This is a genomic window from Nonomuraea sp. NPDC050540, assembly GCF_044457485.1.
GTDB lineage: Bacteria > Actinomycetota > Actinomycetes > Streptosporangiales > Streptosporangiaceae > Nonomuraea.
In genome coordinates, this window is the sequence record NZ_JBITHA010000015.1 from 127,119 (window position 1) to 141,554 (window position 14,436).

At 72.4% G+C, this 14,436-nt stretch carries 14 protein-coding genes; 13 read left to right on the top strand and 1 reads right to left on the bottom strand.

Annotated features, from left to right (window positions below):
• Positions 1-29 precede the first annotated feature (29 nt).
• The 4 genes from ACIBI5_RS39280 (at position 30) to ACIBI5_RS39295 (ending at position 4,341) form a co-directional block, all read left to right on the top strand.
• Positions 30-1,034, top strand: a complete 1,005-nt coding sequence (locus tag ACIBI5_RS39280; RefSeq protein WP_397254477.1) for a sugar ABC transporter substrate-binding protein — start codon at positions 30-32, stop codon at positions 1,032-1,034.
• Positions 1,031-2,512 carry a sugar ABC transporter ATP-binding protein gene (locus ACIBI5_RS39285; protein ID WP_397254479.1) on the top strand — a complete coding sequence of 494 codons (1,482 nt, stop codon included), beginning with the start codon at positions 1,031-1,033 and terminating at the stop codon, positions 2,510-2,512. Before ACIBI5_RS39280 ends, ACIBI5_RS39285 begins: the two co-directional genes overlap by 4 nt.
• On the top strand, positions 2,509-3,441 hold the full coding sequence (locus ACIBI5_RS39290; RefSeq protein ID WP_397254481.1) for an ABC transporter permease: 933 nt from the start codon (positions 2,509-2,511) through the stop codon (positions 3,439-3,441). The genes ACIBI5_RS39285 and ACIBI5_RS39290 overlap by 4 nt, the downstream gene beginning before the upstream one ends.
• A gap of 75 nt (positions 3,442-3,516) precedes the next feature.
• Positions 3,517-4,341, top strand: coding sequence for an SAM-dependent methyltransferase (locus tag ACIBI5_RS39295; RefSeq protein ID WP_397254483.1), 825 nt, complete (start codon positions 3,517-3,519; stop codon positions 4,339-4,341).
• A gap of 86 nt (positions 4,342-4,427) precedes the next feature.
• Here the strand turns inward: ACIBI5_RS39295 and ACIBI5_RS39300 are convergent, their stop codons facing one another.
• The gene (locus ACIBI5_RS39300; protein ID WP_397254485.1) at positions 4,428-5,729 is read right to left on the bottom strand and encodes an aspartate aminotransferase family protein; all 1,302 of its coding nucleotides are present in this window, start codon (positions 5,727-5,729) and stop codon (positions 4,428-4,430) included.
• Between the two features lie 105 nt (positions 5,730-5,834).
• Here ACIBI5_RS39300 and ACIBI5_RS39305 point away from each other — a divergent pair, with 105 nt between their 5' ends.
• The 9 genes from ACIBI5_RS39305 to ACIBI5_RS39345 are packed head-to-tail and all read left to right on the top strand — an operon-like array spanning position 5,835 to position 14,414.
• Positions 5,835-6,848: a Gfo/Idh/MocA family protein gene (locus ACIBI5_RS39305; protein WP_397254487.1), complete on the top strand. Its 1,014-nt coding sequence runs from the start codon at positions 5,835-5,837 to the stop codon at positions 6,846-6,848.
• The gene (locus ACIBI5_RS39310) at positions 6,845-7,816 is read left to right on the top strand and encodes a Gfo/Idh/MocA family protein (protein ID WP_397254489.1); all 972 of its coding nucleotides are present in this window, start codon (positions 6,845-6,847) and stop codon (positions 7,814-7,816) included. The genes ACIBI5_RS39305 and ACIBI5_RS39310 overlap by 4 nt, the downstream gene beginning before the upstream one ends.
• A complete protein-coding gene (locus ACIBI5_RS39315; RefSeq protein WP_397254491.1) occupies positions 7,813-8,670 on the top strand; it encodes a fumarylacetoacetate hydrolase family protein in 858 nt (285 codons plus the stop codon). Before ACIBI5_RS39310 ends, ACIBI5_RS39315 begins: the two co-directional genes overlap by 4 nt.
• A complete protein-coding gene (locus tag ACIBI5_RS39320; protein ID WP_397254493.1) occupies positions 8,667-10,214 on the top strand; it encodes an ABC transporter substrate-binding protein in 1,548 nt (515 codons plus the stop codon). Before ACIBI5_RS39315 ends, ACIBI5_RS39320 begins: the two co-directional genes overlap by 4 nt.
• Complete coding sequence (locus ACIBI5_RS39325; RefSeq protein ID WP_397254495.1) at positions 10,214-11,173, top strand: ABC transporter permease; 960 nt, start codon at positions 10,214-10,216, stop codon at positions 11,171-11,173. Before ACIBI5_RS39320 ends, ACIBI5_RS39325 begins: the two co-directional genes overlap by 1 nt.
• Positions 11,170-12,039: an oligopeptide ABC transporter permease gene (opp4C, locus tag ACIBI5_RS39330; protein ID WP_397254497.1), complete on the top strand. Its 870-nt coding sequence runs from the start codon at positions 11,170-11,172 to the stop codon at positions 12,037-12,039. Before ACIBI5_RS39325 ends, opp4C begins: the two co-directional genes overlap by 4 nt.
• Entirely contained in the window at positions 12,036-13,013 is a 978-nt protein-coding gene (locus ACIBI5_RS39335) for an ABC transporter ATP-binding protein (RefSeq protein WP_397254499.1), read from the top strand. Before opp4C ends, ACIBI5_RS39335 begins: the two co-directional genes overlap by 4 nt.
• Complete coding sequence (locus ACIBI5_RS39340) at positions 13,010-14,023, top strand: ABC transporter ATP-binding protein (protein ID WP_397254501.1); 1,014 nt, start codon at positions 13,010-13,012, stop codon at positions 14,021-14,023. Before ACIBI5_RS39335 ends, ACIBI5_RS39340 begins: the two co-directional genes overlap by 4 nt.
• The gene (locus tag ACIBI5_RS39345) at positions 13,983-14,414 is read left to right on the top strand and encodes a RidA family protein (RefSeq protein ID WP_397254503.1); all 432 of its coding nucleotides are present in this window, start codon (positions 13,983-13,985) and stop codon (positions 14,412-14,414) included. Before ACIBI5_RS39340 ends, ACIBI5_RS39345 begins: the two co-directional genes overlap by 41 nt.
• The last annotated feature ends 22 nt before the right edge of the window (positions 14,415-14,436 follow it).

Below are 14,436 nucleotides of genomic sequence, written 5' to 3' on the forward strand. Positions count from 1 at the left end.
CGTTCGCTGACATGCGAAGGAGACCGTCGATGGTCGCACGCTGGACCGGATTACCCCTGCTCGCGGCGGTGATGGCGTTGGCAGCGGGCTGCGTCAACCCCGACACCGGGGGCGCCCCGACGGCGCAGCCGAGTCCCCAGGGCCAGAGCCGCGTCGCGTTCTTCGGCTTCGCGAAGGCGAACTCGTTCACCGCCGCCACGTTCGCCGGCGTCGAGGAGCACGCGAAGTCCCGCAACGCCACGGCCGAGTTCTTCGACCCCAACTTCGACGCGCAGACGCAGGTCCGCCAGATCCAGGACGCGGTCACCTCCAAGCGCTTCGACGTGTTCGTCATCCAGGCCAACGACGGGGCCGCCGTGGTCCCCGCGGTCCGCACCGCCGTACAGGCGGGGATCGCGGTCGTCGTGCAGTTCACCCCGCTCGGCACCCGCTACGACACCGCCGTGCCGCAGGTCGAGGGTACGATCACGCTGATCGACGTGCCCACGGTGAACGGCGCGGCCCTGGCGGAACTGGCCGTGCGCGCCTGCGTGAGCAAGAAGCTGAACCCGTGCGAGATCGCCTACCTGGAGGGCCTGAAGGCGCTCCCGCTCGACAACGCGCGCACCGGCGCGGCCGTCGGGGCGCTGAAGAAGGCGGGCATGAAGATCGTCGCCCAGGTCGAGGGCGGATACACCCAGGACAGCGGGCGCAAGGCCATGCAGGACGTCCTCCAGCGCGCTCCCGGCGTCGACGTCGTCGTCGGCTCCTCCCAGGCGATCGCCGGCGCCGAGGCGGTCGCGAAGGGCAAGCCCATCCTGTACGTCGCCAACGGCGGCTCCCGCCAGACGGTCACCGCGGTCCAGGAGGGGCGCTGGTTCGCCGCCTACTACCTGCCCGTCCGCACCCTCGGCGCCAGGGCCGCCGAGCTGGGCCTGGACAAGGCGCAGGGCAGGCAGGTGCAGGCGGGCAACCTGATGACCGACGTCACGCCGGGCAAGCACCTGGGCACCAAGGAGGTGCTGGCGGGCGTCACCGGCGAGTACGACGAATGACCGGCCCGCTCCTCCTGGAGGGCATCACCAAGAGCTACGCGGGCACGACCGTGCTGCACGGCGTCGACCTGCGCGTCGAGCCCGGACGGATACACGGCCTGGTCGGCGAGAACGGCGCCGGCAAGAGCACGCTGGTCAAGGTGATGTGCGGCGTCACCACGCCCGGCGCGGGGCGGATCGTCGCCGACGGCCGGGCGATGCGGCTGGACAGCCCCCGGGCCGCGCGGGCGCACGGGATCGCGCTGGTCACGCAGGAGGTGGCGCTGGTCCCCCGGCTCACGGTGCTGGAGAACGTCTTCCTCGGCCGCTGGGCCCACCGGGCGGGATGGTGGCGGCCCCGCGCGGACCGGCTCCTGCTCGACGGGCTGCTGGGCCGTACCGGATTCGCGCTCGACGCGGACCGGCCCGTGCGGGAGCTGCCCGTCGCCGACCAGCAGCGGGTGGAGATCCTGCGCGCGCTGGCGAGCGGCGCGTGGGTGCTGGCCCTGGACGAGCCGACGGCGCTGCTGCCGCGCACCGAGGCGGCGCGGCTGCTGGAACTGCTGGGCACGCTCGCGGCGGACGGGATGGCGATCATGCTGGTCTCCCACCGGCTGGAGGAGGTGCTGTCGGCCTGCGACGTGGTCACCGTGCTGCGCGACGGCCGGCACGTGCTCACGGCGCCGGCCGCCGGGCAGACCCCGCGCTCGCTGGTCCAGCACATGGTCGGGCGCCCGGTCGAGGTCCTCTACCCCGAGCCCGCCCCCGTCGCGGCGGACGCCCCCGTGGTGCTGTCGGCCACCGGGCTGCCCCAGGCGGAACGGCTGGAGGTCCGCGCGGGCGAGATCGTCGGGCTCGCCGGGCTGACCGGCAGCGGCAGGTCGGCGGTCCTGCGGCTGTTGTTCGGCGCCGACCGCCGCACGTCCGGCGACGTGGCCGTCGACGGCCATCCGGTACGGCCCGCCTCCCCCCGCCACGCGATGGCCCGGGGCATGGCCCTGGTCCCCGAGTCCCGCAAGGAACAGGGCCTGGTCCTGGTCCGCTCGCTGCGCGAGAACCTCGCCCTGGCCGGTCTGCCCGCCCGCCAGCGCGCCGGGTTCGTCCGGCGGGCCGCCGAGGCCCGCGAGGTCGGCCGGTGGCTCGACCGCCTCGATGTCAGGGCGGCCGACCCCAAGGGCAGGACCGCAGGCCTGTCGGGCGGCAACCAGCAGAAGGCCATGTTCGGCAAGTGGCTCATGCGCGAGCCCAAGGTGCTGCTGGTCGATGAGCCGACCAGGGGCGTCGACGTCGTGGTGAAGGTGGAGATCCACCGGCTGCTGGTCGAGCTCGCGGCGCGCGGCGTGGCCGTGCTCATGGTGTCCTCGGAGATCGAGGAGGTGCTCGGGCTCTCGCACCGCGTGCTGGTGATGCGCGGCGGCCGGGTGGCCGGCGAGTTCGCGCGCGGCGCCGCGGAGCGCGAGGACGTCATGGAACTCGCCTTCGCCGGGAGGCCGCGATGAGAGTACGCGACTCCGGGATCCTGCTGGCGCTGTTCGCGCTGGTGGTGGCGCTGTCGCTGGCCACGCAGACGTTCCTGACCCAGGGCAACCTGGTCAACCTGCTCGACCAGGCCGTCATCGTGGGGCTGCTGACCTGCGGGATCACCCTGTGCATGATCTGCGGCGTGTTCGACCTGTCGGCGAGCGCGGTGCTGGCGGTCAGCGCCGTCGTGGGTGTGCTGGTCGCGCGCGGCGGCGGGGTGGCGCTGGGGTTCGGCGCGGCGGTGCTCGCGGGTGCGCTGCTCGGGGCGGTCAACGGGGCCGCCGTCGTGCTGCTGCGCGTGCACTCGTTCATCGTGACGCTGGCGCTGAGCATCGTCTACCGAGGGCTTGCGCTGGTCATCACGGCCGGGGCGATCGTGTACCCGGATCCGGCGCGGCTGACGGAGTTTCAGTCGCTGAGCTGGCCCACGGCTCTGGGCGGGGTGACCGTACCGTCGTTGCTGCTGCTCGCCGTCTCGGCGGTGACCTCGCTCGTGCTGTGGCGGACCACGCTCGGGCGGCGCGTGTACGCCGTCGGCGGCAACCCGGAGGCGGCCAGGCTGTCCGGCATCCGGGTGGGGCCGGTGCGGATCGTCGTGTTCACGATCAGCGGGGTCTGCGCGGCGCTCGCGGGCCTGGTGCTGGCGGCCCGCGGCGGATCCGCGCAGGCGAGCATGGGCACGCTGCTGGAGCTCAGCGCGATCGCCGCCGCCGTGATCGGGGGCACCAGCATCCTGGGCGGCGAGGGCGCGATCTGGCGGGGCATGATCGGCGTGCTGATCCTGACGCTCATCGGCAACGGGTTCAACCTGCTCGGATGGGATACGACATACCGGCCGATCGTCGAGGGACTGCTCATTCTTGCCGCCGTCGGCACGGACTACGCGTTACGGCACCGCGAGGAGTAGCCGAAAGATCGCGAATAATGAGTGTTCATACCGTTAGCATCTGTTCATCGGATTGCGCTGATCAAAGGTGTGACGATGAGCAACCCCACGCGCGTGCCCTCCGGGATCAACCCGAACGTGCCCAACGCCGCGCGCATGTACGACTATTACCTCGGTGGCAAGGACAACTTCGCCGCCGACCGCGCGGCGGCCGAGAAGATCATGGCGCTGGGGCCCAGCCGCCAGATCTGCCTGGCCAACCGGTGGTTTCTGGGCAGGGCCGTACGCCATATCGCCAACCTTGGCATCCGCCAGTTCATCGATCTCGGCACCGGGCTGCCCAACCAGAACAACGTGCACGAGGTCGCCCGCCGGATCCACCCGAGCGCGCCCGTGGTCTACGTGGACCACGACCCGGTCGTCATCGTCCACGCGCGGGCGCTGCTGGCCGACGTCGACGGCAACACCGCCATCGCGCACGCCGACATCCGCGAGCCGGGAACGATCCTCGACCATCCCGACGTGAAGCGGCTCATCGACTTCAGCCAGCCGGTCGGGGTGGTGTTCCTCGGCGTGCTGCACTGCATCCCCGACGAGGACGATCCGTACCAGGTGGTGCGGGCCTTCTCCGAACGCATGGCGCCGGGCAGCTACCTGATCGTCTCCCACCTGACCGACGACGCCCATCCCGAGGTGGGGGTGGCCGCCAGGAAGGTGTACGACAAGGCGGACACGCCCCTGCTGCACCGGAGCTTCGCGCAGATCTCCCGCTTCTTCGACGGCTTCGAACTGGTCGAGCCCGGCGTGGTCCACGTGGCGGGCTGGCGGCCGGAGGAGCCGTGGGAGGAGGACCCCGAGGGCAGCGAGTGGTGGTACGTCGGGGTCGCCCGCAAGCCCGCCAATCCTCCCCGCACGCCCTGACCGCCCCTCCCCGCCCATCCTGACCGCCCGGCGCGAGCACCCGGCGCCCGCCGCGCGCCGGGGCCCGCGACGGTCCCGCGGCCTCGTCAGACGAGGCCGTCCGCGCGCATCTCCTTGAGCACGTCCCTGGCCGCGTCCAGGGTCAGGTCGATGTCGGCGTCGGTGTGCGCGCCGGAGACGTGGTTGCGCTTGAGCGCCATCGGCAGCATCAGGAAGCCCTTGCCGGTCATCCTGCGGTGGAAGGCCGCGTACGCCGCGTGGTCGTTGCGCATCAGGTCGCGGTAGCCGGAGACCGGGCCGGTGCCGAAGTAGAGCACGAACACGCCGCCGAAGCCGCTGACCGTCGCGTCCACGTCGAGTTCGGCGGCGATCTGGCCGAGCCCGTCGCGCAGGCGCTGCCCCAGCCGGTGCGTCCTGAGGTAGAAGTCCGGGTTGTCGCGCAGGTGGCGCATGGTGGCGACGGCCGCGTGGGCCGCGACCGGGTGGCCGTTGAAGGTCCCGGCCAGCAGGACGTCGGCGGCGAAGCGCTCCATCAGCTCGCGCGGTCCGGCCAGGCCCGCCGTCGGGAAGCCGTTGGCCATCGCCTTGCCGAAGGCGGTCAGGTCGGGCAGCACCCCGCAGACCTGCTGGTAGCCGCCGAGCGCGTGGCGGAATCCGGTGATCACCTCGTCGAAGACCAGCAGCGCGCCCTCCCGCCTGGTCAGCTCGCGCAGCCCCTCGACGAACTCCGCCGTCGGCACCAGCGCGCCGACGTTGTGGGGGATCGGCTCCAGGAAGACCGCGGCGATCTGCTCGGGATGGGCCTCGAACAGGGCGCGCACCGAGTCCAGGTCGTTGAACTCGGCGATGAGCGTGGCGTCCACGGCCGAGTCGAGCAGCCCGGCGGAGAGCGGGTCACGGCCGTAGGCGGACTCGGGCTTGGAGATCACGTTCCTGGCCAGGGCGTCGCCCCAGCCGTGATAGCAGCCCTGGAACTTGACCAGCAGCGACCGGCCGGTGACCGCGCGGGCCAGGCGGACCGCCTGGACGGTGGCTTCGGAGCCGCTCATCGTGGTGATCATCATCTCGGCCGAGGGGATGAGCTCACAGGCCAGCTCGGCCAGCTCGACCTCGATCGGCGTCACGCCCAGGCCCATCAGGTCGACGCCGTCGAGGGCGGTCAGGACGGCCTGCCGTACGGCCGGATGGTTGTGGCCGAGCAGAACGGCGCCGAAGGCGGCGTGGTAGTCCAGGTAGCGGTGGCCGTCGGCGTCACTCACGTAGGCGCCGTCGGCGGCGGTGAAGGCGTACGGCGCGCCCACCTGGCGGGTGGCGGAGTTGACGCCTCCCGGCAGAACCCGGCGCGCGGCCCGGTCGATCGCGTGTCCCAGCGGACGGTGTAATTCCACAACTGCTCCTTACGTGAAAAGACGTTCCATGTCGCGGAAGTTACGTGGAAGGAGATTCCACGTCAACCCTTGACATCCGCACGGGCACGCACGAAGGATGCACGCATGGAAAGAGGTTCCACGTCGGTGGGCGTGCTCGTGATCGGTGCGGGCGCCATCGCCGACCAGCACGTCGCCGCGTTATCCAGCGATCCACGAGGGCGGCTGGCCGGCTTCGTCGACACCAGCGCCGCACGGGCCGAACAGGCCGCGCGGGCCCAGGGCGGCGTCCCCTGGACCACCGATCTGGCCGAGGCGCTCGCCTGGCCCGGCGTCGACGCCTGCGTCCTGTGCACCCCCAACGACACCCACGACGAACTCGCCGCCCGCGTCGCCGCGGCCGGCAAGCACCTGCTGGTGGAGAAGCCGCTGGCGACCACCGTTCCGGCGGCCCGCAAGACCGTCGAGGCCTTCGCCGCCGCCGGCCGCACCCTTTCCGTCGCGCACTCGCACCGCTTCTACGACTACGCCCGCACCGTCCGCGGGGAGATCGCCTCCGGTGCGCTCGGCCGCCCCCTCCTGGTACGGCTGGCGCTGCTCGGCGGCTGGATCTGGCCCGACTGGCGTACCTGGGTGATCGACCGCGAACGCTCCGGCGGCCACGCCCTGCACAACGGCGTCCACCTGCTCGACCTGGTGACCTGGTGGATCGGCGACGAGCCGGTCAGCGTGTACGCCAGAGGCCAGCGCAGGACCGCCGCGGAACTGGACGTCCACGACCACCTGGAGATGGTCGTCACCTACGCCGGCGGCGCCACCGCGATCTGCGAGATGAGCCGCGCCCACCGCCCCGCGAGCCTGAGCGCCCGCGACGTCGTCGTCCAGGGCAGCGAGGGCCTGCTGACGATGGAGTGGGACGGCGAGGGCGTGCTGCTCGCCGACGAGCGCGGCACCCACCTGACCGCAGAGGGCCCGGCCACGGGCTTCGCCGCCCAGCTCTCCGCCTGGCTCGACGCCGTCACCGGCGCCGCGAGCACCGGAGTCGCCGGCGACGAGGCCCTGCTGGCGGTGGCGATGGGCGTCGCCGCGGAACGCTCGATGGAGCTCGGCCGCCCGGTGACACTGGAGGAGGTCCGATGAGGGTTCTCGACGTCCTGCTGGTCGGCGAGTACGGCCTCGGCCACCAGAACCACCAGCGCGACATGTACGCCCCCGCGTTCGAGGCGCACCCGGGCTTCCGCGTCACCGGCCGGACCGAGGCGGACGACCCGCTCGACCGGCCGGACGCCGACGTCGTCAGCGTCTGCGTGCCCTACGAGCGGCGCGTCGAGGTGGTCACCCGCGCCCTGCGGGCGGGCAAGCACGTGCTGGTCGACAAGCCGATGGCGCTGACCGCCGCCGAGTGCGCGCGGATCGCCGAGGCGGCCGCGGGCACCGGCCTGGTCTGCCTGCCCGCCCACCACCAGCGTTTCCAGCCCGCGGTCCGGGTGGCGCGGGAGGCGATCGCCGCGGGCAAGGTCGGACTGCCGTGGAACGTGCAAGCCGACTTCCTCGTCGCGGGCGGCGGATCGGTCTGGCCGCTCGGCGAACTGCTCAACTTCGCCCCCTACGCCACCGACGCCATTCACGCGATGACCGCACTGCCGGTCACCGCCGTGTACGCCACCGGCGGCCCCCGCTTCCAGAACGCCCCCGCCCAGGACGGCCGCTTCCAGGACGGCCCATCCCAGGACGGCCCCGAGGACCTGGTCACGCTCTGCCTCACGCACGAGCGCGGTATGACCAGCACCGTCGTGGCGGGCCGTACACCGGCGATGCCCGGAGCGAGCGGCCTGTCGCTGCACCGCTACCGCGTGGCGGGCTCGCACGGCACGCTGCTGGCCGACGCGAACCGCCCGGCCGCGCGCGTGCTGACCACCACCGGGACGCCGCGTGGCACGTGGGCGGGGCCGTCCACCGTCGATCGCATGCTCACCGAACTGCACACCGCCGTCGTCACCGGCCGGCCCGCCGAACTCGGCCCCGCCGACGCCGTGGCCGCGCTGCGCGTCGTCGAGGCCGCCCGCCGTTCCATGGCGTCCGGCCAGGTCGAGGAGGTCCTGCCGTGAAGCTGCTCACCTACCGCCGCGACGGCGTCGTACGGCACGGCCGTCTCCTGGACGGCGACGTGATCGAGGAGTGGGGCGAAGGCGACCTGACGAAATGGCTGGCCGGATCCCCGGAAGGGGCCCTGGCGACCGTGCCGCTGGCGGCCGTCGAGGTGCTCACCCCGCTGCTGAACCCCGGCAAGCTGCTCGGCGTCGCCGCCAACTACCAGGACCACGTGGCGGAGGCCGGCGCCGAACCGCTGGACAGGTCCCGGCTGGCGCCCCGGCTGTTCCTCATGCCGCCGACCGCGCTGCTGGCCCACGGACGCCCGATCCCGCTGCCCTCGGTCAGCGAGCAGGTCGACTGGGAGGCCGAACTGGCCGTCGTGATCGGCCGCACCGCCAAGGACCTGGACGTGGAGACGGCCCTGGACGCGGTCGCCGGGTACTGCGTGGCCAACGACGTCTCGGCCCGATCGGTCGGCTACGGCTACCCGCGTGACCTGGACGACCCGGCCGTGCGCTTCTTCGACTGGCTGGCCGGCAAGTGGCTGGACGGCTTCGCGCCGCTGGGGCCGTACCTGGTCACGGCGGACGAGGTCGGCGACCCGCAGGCGCTCGACGTCGAGCTGCGCGTCAACGGCCGCGTCAGACAGCGCGGCTCGACCAAGGACATGATCTTCACGGTGGCGGAGCTGGTGGCCTTCGCCTCCCGTCTGATGACGCTGAGCCCGGGGGACGTGCTGATGACCGGCACCCCGGCCGGCGTCGGCGCCACCACGGGGGAGTTTCTCGCCGCGGGCGACGAGGTCTCGGTCTCGATCTCCGGCCTCGGCACGCTGGTCAATCCCGTCTCGCCCATGGAGCCCTCATGATCCGTCCGCTCGGCGTGCTGGCCGCCGCCGTCCTCGTGCTCGCCACCGGCTGCTCCGACCCCACCAACTCCGGCTCCAAGACCGCGCAGGGCGGCGCGCTCAGCGTGTACCTGTACCAGAAGCCCAAGCGCTTCAGCCCGCTGGACCCGCTCACCGGCCCCGATCAGCAGGTCATGCAGCTCGTCTACGACAATCTGCTGACCGTCAACGACCGCTACGAGTACGAGCCCCGCCTGGCCGAGCGCTGGGACGTCACGCCCCGCAAGGTCGTCTTCCACCTGCGCAAGGGCCTGAAGTGGAGCGACGGCACCGCGTTCTCCAGCAAGGACGTGCTGTTCACCTACAAGCTGCTGGCCGACGCCAAGCTCGGCAGCGCCATGGCCGGCAAGCTCGCCGGAGCCGCCTTCGAGGCCCCCGACGCGGACACGTTCGTCATCAACCTGGCCAAACCGAACGTGGGCTTCCTCAGCCTGCTGGCCGGGCCGTTCGGGTTCGTGCTGCCCGAGCACGTGCTCGGTTCCGTGCCCGCCGCCCAGCTCACCGGGCACGCGTTCTTCAACAAGCCCACGGCCGGCATGGGCCCGTACACGTTCGTGCAGTACAAGACCGACCAGTACGTGGAGCTGGCCGCCAACCCGAACTACCGCAAGCCGGTGTCCATCCCCAAGATCTTCCTCAAGCCGGTCAGCTCCGACGTGGCGACCGCGCAGCTGGGCACCGGCGAGATGGACCTGGTCCAGATCTCCCCCACCGACCTGCGGGCAGTAGGCGCGCTCAAGGGCGTGACGGTGGCGGGCCGGCCCAGCCCCGGCTTCCTCAGGATGGCGGTCGACCAGACCGACCGGCGCTTCGCCGACCCCCGGGTACGGCAGGCCATGCTCCACGCCATCGACAGGAAGGCACTGGTCGACAAGCTGCTCGCAGGCAAGGGCCGGGTGCAGAACTCCTCCTTCGTCGCCGCCTGGGCCCTGCCCGAGACGCTCGCCGGCTACGCCTACGACCCGGCCAAGGCCAAGACGCTGCTGGCCGAGGCGGGCTGGGACGCGTCCAAGCCGGTGACGTTGTCGTGGATCCCCGGCCAGCGCGACCGCGACGCCGCGGCGACCGTGGTGCAGAGCTCGCTGGCAGCGGCAGGGGTGAAGGTCGAGCTCAAGCAGGTGCAGGCGGCCCAGCTCCTGCAGTCGTACGAGGATCACAGCTTCGACCTGGCGTTGTTCGGCGGCGGCACCTACGCCGTCGACCCCTCCAGCAGCGTGCCCATCCTCGGCTGCGGCGCCTTCTACCCGACCGGCGGCAACATCAGCTCCTTCTGCGACAAGTCGCTCGACAAGCTGACCGCCGAGGCCGACGGGGTCTCCGACCAGGACCAACGCGCTGGGCTGTACCGCGAGGCGGCCGAGAAGGACAACGCGCAGGTGCCGTACCTGTGGCTGTACAACCCGGACACCCTCTGGGCGAGCAGCGCGCGGCTGCGGGGCTTCAAGCCGAGCGGCGACTTCGTCTCCGGCTTCTGGAACGCCGACGAGTGGACCCTGGCCGGCTGATGCTCGCCTTCCTCGTGCGCCGGCTCCTGGTCAACGCCGCCGTCTTCCTGCTCATCAGCGTGGGGGTGTTCGTCCTGGTCCAGTCGGTCCCCGGCGACCCCGTCCTGATGATGGTCAACCCCGAGCAGCTGCAGTCGGGCGGGCCGGAGTTCCTCGCCGCCAAGCGCGCCGAGCTGGGGCTGGACGCCCCGGCGTTCGTCCGGTACCTGATCTGGCTGCGCGACGCGCTGGGCGGCGACCTCGGCTACTCCTTCGTCAGCCGCCGGCCCGTGGCCGACGTCCTGCTGGAGCGGGTGGGCCCCACGGTGCTGCTCATGTCCACGGCCCTGGTCATCGGGCTGCTGCTGGCGGTGGCCGTCGGCACCCTGGCCGCCGTGCGGCGCAACACCGCGGTGGACTACGCCGCCACCGCGGCGAGCCTGGGCACCATCTCGGTGCCCAGCTTCTTCCTCGGCATCGCGGCGATCTACGTCTTCGCGCTCAAACTCGGCTGGGTGCCCTCCTCGGGCATGTCCACGCCGGGCGACGGCGGCGGCGCCGACGTCCTGGCCCACCTGGTGCTGCCCGCCGTGATACTCGGACTGTCGATCGCGGGGCCGTTCACCCGGTACGTGCGCGCCGGACTCCTGGCCGAGCTGGGCGCCGACTACGTGCGCACGGCCGAGGCGAAGGGCGCCGGCCCCGGCCGGGTGCTTCTGCGTCACGCGCTGCGCAACGCGCTCATCCCGCTCATCACCGTCGTCATGATCTACGTCCCCCAGTTGCTGGCCGGAGCCGTGGCCCTGGAGCAGGTCTTCGCCTGGCCCGGCATGGGCCAGCTCGCGGTCAGCTCCATCGGCCAGCTCGACCACCCGGTGGTGATCGGGTTCGCGATGTTCATCGCGGTGCTCGTGCTGATCTGCAACCTCGCCGCCGACCTGCTCTACGCGGTGGCCGACCCGAGGATCAGCCTGTCATGACCACGCAGATCATCCCCCGCTCCCCCGCCCGGCTGGCGGCCAGGCGCTTCCGCCGCAACCGGATGGCGCCGGCCGGCGCCGTCTTCCTCACCGTGATCGTGCTCATGGCGCTGGCCGCGCCGCTGGTCAGCGGGCACGACCCGAACGCCGTGGACCTGTCCGCCTTCCGCGAGCCGCCCTCGGCCGCGCACCTGCTCGGCACCGACTCCTCGGGACGCGACGTCTTCGCCAGGCTCGTCCACGCCGGGCGGGTCTCGCTGCTGGTCGGCCTGATGTCGGCGCTGGCGGCGGTCGTCCTCGGCGCACTGCTGGGAGCGCTGGCCGGCATGTTCGGCGGCCTGCTCGACGCGGCCGTCATGCGGGTGGCCGACGTGGTGCTGTCCTTCCCCTCGCTGGTCGTGGTCGTCGTGCTGGCCGGCGTCCTCGGCCCCAGCACCGCGATGCTGGTGGTGGTCTTCGCCGCCTGCAACTGGCCCACCGCCTGCCGCGTGGTGCGCGGGCTCACGCTCGCGCTGCGCGAGCAGGAGTACGTGCAGGCCGCGCGGGCCTTCGGCGCCGGGCGACTGACCATCGTCTTCCGCCACGTGCTGCCCGCCGTGCTCTCGCAGGTGGCGGTGGTCGGCACGCTGCTGGTGGCGCAGATGATCCTGCTGGAGGCGGTGCTGTCCTTCCTCGGGCTCGGCGTCCAGCCGCCCCAGGCGAGCTGGGGCAACATGCTGAACGACGCCCAGAGCCTCACGCTCATCCAGACCATGCCGTGGCTGTGGCTGCCGCCCGGCCTGGCGATCGCGCTCACCGTGCTGGCGGTCAACTTCGTCGGCGACGGCCTGCGCGACGCCGTCGACCCGAAGGGAGCCCGCGCATGAGCCCGCTGCTGCAGGTGGACGACCTGGCCGTGGAGTTCCCCACGGAGGACGGCGTGGTACGCGCCGTGGACGGCGTCAGCCTCGACGTACGGCCCGGCGAGATCCTGGGCGTCGTCGGCGAGTCCGGCTCGGGCAAGAGCGTCACCGCCATGTCGGCGCTCGGCCTGATCAGGCCGCCGGGCCGGATCGTCCGCGGCTCGGTGACCTTCGACGGCGAGGACCTGCTGGCGCTCCCGGCCCGCAGGCTGCGCCGGATCCGCGGCCGCCGCATCGCCATGATCTTCCAGGACCCGATGACCGCGCTCAACCCGGTGGTGCCGGTCGGCGCGCAGATCGCCGAGGCGATCAGGCTGCACCAGCCGCGCCTGTCACGCGCCGCCGTCCGGGCAAGAGTCCTGGAGCTGCTGACCGCCGTCGGCATCGCCAACCCCGCCGACCGGTACGGCAGGCATCCCCACGAGTACTCCGGCGGCATGCGCCAGCGCGCGATGATCGCGATGGCCATTGCCAACGAACCGGACCTGCTCATCGCCGACGAGCCCACGACCGCGCTCGACGTGACCATCCAGGCGCAGGTGCTCGGCCTGCTGGACACCGCCAGGCGCGAGGCGGGAGCGGCGGCCATCCTCATCACCCACGACCTCGGCGTGATCGCCGAGCTGGCCGACCGGGTGGCCGTCATGTACGCCGGCCGCGTCGTCGAGCACGGCGACGTGCACCAGATCTTCGCCGCGCCCCGGCACCCGTACACGGCGGGGCTGCTGGCCAGCCGGCCGCGGCTGGAGTCGACCGGCGAGCTGACGGCCATCCCGGGCAGCCCGCCGAACCTGCTGGCGCCGCCGCCCGGCTGCGCGTTCCAGCCGCGGTGCGGGCTGAGCGAGGAGCGGGAGGCCTGCCGTACGGACCGGCCGGAGGCCGCGGAAGTCGAACCGGGCCACCACTCGGCCTGCCACTACCACGAGGAGCTGGCGTGAACGAGCCCTTGCTCTCCGTCGAGGGCCTGGTGAAGCACTTCCCGATCCGGTCGGGCGTGCTGCGCAGGCAGACCGGTGCGGTACGCGCCGTGGACGGGGTCGATCTGGCGCTGCACGCCGGCCGTACCCTGGGGCTGGTCGGCGAGTCCGGCTGCGGCAAGACCACCACGGGCCGGCTCGTCGTACGGCTGGCCGAGCCCACCGCGGGCCGGATCGTGTACGACGGCCGGGACCTGGCCACGCTCTCACCCGCCGAGCTGCGCCCGCTGCGCGGCGAGATCCAGATCGTCTTCCAGGACCCGTACGCGTCGCTGTCGCCCCGGCTGACCGTGCACGAGATCGTCGCCGAGCCGCTGCGCTCCCAGGGCCGCTACCGCGACGGCGGCCGGGAGCGTGTGGCCGAACTGCTGGAGATGGTCGGCCTGCTGCCCGAGCAGGCCAACCGCTACCCCCACGAGTTCTCCGGCGGCCAGCGCCAGCGCATCGGCATCGCCAGGGCGCTGGCGCTGGGCCCGCGCGTCCTGGTGCTGGACGAGCCGGTCTCGGCGCTGGACGTCTCCATCCAGGCGCAGGTGGTCAACAAGCTGGCGGAACTGCAGCGGGAGCTCGGGCTGGCCTACCTGTTCATCTCGCACGATCTTTCCGTGGTGCGGCACGTGTGCGACCGGGTTGCGATCATGTATCTCGGCCGTGTCGTGGAGGAAGGCGAGCGCGAGGAGGTCTTCCAGCGGCCGGCTCACCCCTACACCAGGGCGCTGATCTCCGCGGTGCCCATCTCGGACCCGTCCGCGCGCGGCGACCGGGAGCGGATCGTGCTCACCGGAGACGTGCCCAGCCCGGCGGATCCGCCGTCGGGCTGCCACTTCCGTACCCGCTGCTGGAAGGCCCAGGAGCGGTGCGCGGCCGAGGCGCCCGTGCTGACGGGGGCCGACCACCGCGTCGCCTGCCACTTCCCCGAGGAGAACCCCGATGCTCGACTCCCTGCCCGACACACCGCCGGCTCCCGCTGAGCCGGTGACCATCGAACTGGTCCGCCGCGACGGCGACACGCTGTTCGCCTCCGGCCAGGTCGCCATGGCGGGAGACACGCTGGTCGCCACCGGGCCCGTCACCGACCTGGACACCGCCCGGCACTGCGCCTGGCAGTGCGCCCGCAACCTGATGGCCGCGGTCCGGGAGCACACCGGCTCGCTGGAGAACGTCCACGCGGTGAAGCTGACCGTCTACGTGGCGAGCACTTCCGGCTTCACCGAGCAGCACCTGGTCGCGCACGCCGCCTCGCAGCTGGTCCTGGAGGTGCTGGGCCCCGAGCGGGGCCGGCACGCGCGGGCCGCGATCGGTGTGGCCGCCCTGCCGCTCGGCAGCCAGGTCGAGGTCGAAGGCGTCTTCCGTGTCGGCTGACCGTGGACTCACCGACGCTCCG